This window comes from Synechococcus sp. R6-5 (assembly GCF_047461775.1).
In the GTDB taxonomy this organism is placed as follows: Bacteria; Cyanobacteriota; Cyanobacteriia; order Thermostichales; family Thermostichaceae; genus Thermostichus.
Map to the genome: position 1 here is coordinate 1 of NZ_JANSHV010000357.1, position 2,153 is coordinate 2,153.

The 2,153-nt window shown below is 59.8% G+C and carries 3 protein-coding genes; all 3 read right to left on the bottom strand.

Features of this window, described 5'->3' with window-relative positions; all coding sequences use genetic code 11:
* Positions 1-45: 45 nt before the first annotated feature.
* Positions 46-324 (bottom strand): CRISPR-associated endonuclease Cas2, encoded by a 279-nt coding sequence (cas2, locus tag NW818_RS13695; protein WP_414331218.1) that lies wholly within the window; start codon positions 322-324, stop codon positions 46-48.
* The gene (gene cas1 / locus NW818_RS13700) at positions 324-1,349 is read right to left on the bottom strand and encodes a CRISPR-associated endonuclease Cas1 (RefSeq protein WP_414424867.1); all 1,026 of its coding nucleotides are present in this window, start codon (positions 1,347-1,349) and stop codon (positions 324-326) included. Before cas1 ends, cas2 begins: the two co-directional genes overlap by 1 nt.
* A partial coding sequence (locus tag NW818_RS13705) for a TIGR03985 family CRISPR-associated protein (protein WP_414424868.1) occupies positions 1,346-2,153 on the bottom strand: 808 nt, incomplete at its 5' end. The genes cas1 and NW818_RS13705, both read right to left, overlap by 4 nt.

A 2,153-nucleotide genomic window follows, 5' to 3' on the forward strand; every position in this document is an offset into this window, starting at 1 on the left:
ACAGATCGCGCACAAAACTTTACAATTTCGGCCCGGTGAAGAGCCTCAGAAGATCAGGTAGTCCGGCGGCTCATAGGGGGGAGGCCCCCCGAAGACTTTGGCCTGCTTCTTGGCCGCGGCATCCAAAGGGTAGGCCCGCAGACTGTCTTCCTTGAGATTCAGCAGGGGCAACCACGACTGTTCCAGCTTGTTTTCCAACTCTGCAGTGTCCAGTGGGCATTCGAACACGGAGTATTGCACCCGCTGGCAACACTGTTCCAACTGCTTGGCCAACTGTTGTCGCCGCTTATCGTCCACCACGTCGTAGCAAACCAACCACAGCATCAGCGCAGCTCTATGGGCTCATAGTCTAGGTCACCGCTCACCAGGCAACGGCTCAGCCGGCGGGCTTGCTCCAGCACAATTTGACTGAGGGGCAGGCGGCGAGATTGGGGAGGATAGAGCAATGGCTCGCGGAAGCGGCGTTCCAGCTCTCCCAAAAACAGTTTTTTGGCCAGGGATCCCAGCCATATGCCTGTCCCATCCGGCGACGGCTCAAAGTCTTCCGGCGTGAGCAGGCCAGCCTTGACAAGCTGGAGCACAGCCCAATCCACCACCAAGGGTCGAAACTCCTCCATCATGTCCAGCACCAGGTTGGGGCGGTAGGGCAAGTTGGCGTGGAAAAAGCCGAGATAGGGATCCAACCCGGCCATCACCACTGCGGAGAACACGCGGGCCAGCAGCACCCCGTAGCCCCAACTGAGCAGAGCGTTGATCGGGTCGAGCGGCGGCTGTCGGTTGCGGCCAGTGAAGTTCCACTCAGGCAGAAAGCAATGTTGCAGGGATTGGTAGTAGGTGCGGGCGCAAATGCCCTCCAGGCCCATCAGCGCTTCTCGATCCGGAGGAGTGGTGGAGCGATCCAACTGTTGCAGGTAGGCGGCGATAACATCAATACCCTCCTGTAAGGGGGCAATTTGGCCGCGGGTAGCCCGGTTGTGCAGTTGTAGAATTGCCCGTTGGTTGCGAATCTTGCCGCGCACAATCACCTTGGCCCACCTCAGCCCCCAGGGGGAGTAGGCCCGCTGATACTGGGCCAGACGGATCTCAGAGTTGGTGGAGAAGGATCCCTGCAGGCGACCGCGAAAACCGCCATCCGCACGCAAAAAAATGGTTTCGATGCCTCGATCCAGCAGTTGGGCCAAAGCTGCGCTGGTCAATTGGATCCCGGGCAACACCACCACCAGCTCCACCTCCGCAAGGCGGCAAAGCTGCTCTTGACCACGGCGGCGAATGAGCAGGGTTTGGTTTTGGCAGTGAACCACAGTCCCCGGCTCGGTTAGGTAGAGGGTGGTCATGGGCAGGAAGGTCAAGAAAGCTTCAGGTCGGGGCGATAAAACTGCAGCTCTGCCTGGGCTTCCCGAGCCATCTGTTCCCGGTAGGCCAGGGGAGCGATGACCTCGCCGTTGGGCCGCCAATCCCGCAGGCGCATGGTGAAATTGGTATCTCCCACCCGTACCCAGGCGCGGAAGTACCGGTCGCTGGCCGGTCTTTGCCGGACAATGTTCAAAATCTGTTCGCGCTCCCGCGCATCCGCCACTGCCTGCTGCACCAAAGCCGGGATCCGCTTGTAGGCAATGGGCTGGAAGGTGGGATGTCGCACTGTGCTTTCCACATAGCGACGGGCAAACTCCGGGGAAAATCGAAGGATCAACAATGCCTTGGGCAGGTAAAAATCGGATCCCCAGGCCTCTTCCCATGCTGCTTGGACTTCCTCTGGGCTGGGCAGCTTCCTCTGCCGTTTGCGGGTTGCCAGCTCTGGCGGAATGGAAGGAGCGTCCCAGGGAATCACCGCCAGGCGCTTAGACTGGATCCGATCCAGCCGAAAATTGTGCCAGCCCAGGGATCCCTCGGGGGTGGGGAGCTGGCCAAAGGCTGCCAGATACTTGGCGCGGCGGGCATAGAACAAACAGACTGGGTAAGTGAGAACGTGTCGGATCCCATGTTGGCGGGTGGCGTAGTCAAAACCGATCACCCCCGCTTCTGGGTTGGCCCAAAAGGCTTCCAGCTGGTTTTGATATTCGTCCACCCGTTCTTGCTGTTCGTCCGAGAGGATGTACTCAAACCACACAAACAGCCGCCGCTGCGAGTGCTGATCGCGCCAGCGGGACGGAGTC

Excerpts from the sequence above, each read along its gene's own strand:
- cas2 (WP_414331218.1), bottom strand. The coding sequence starts at position 324 with ATGCTGTGGTTGGTTTGCTACGACGTGGTGGACGATAAGCGGCGACAA.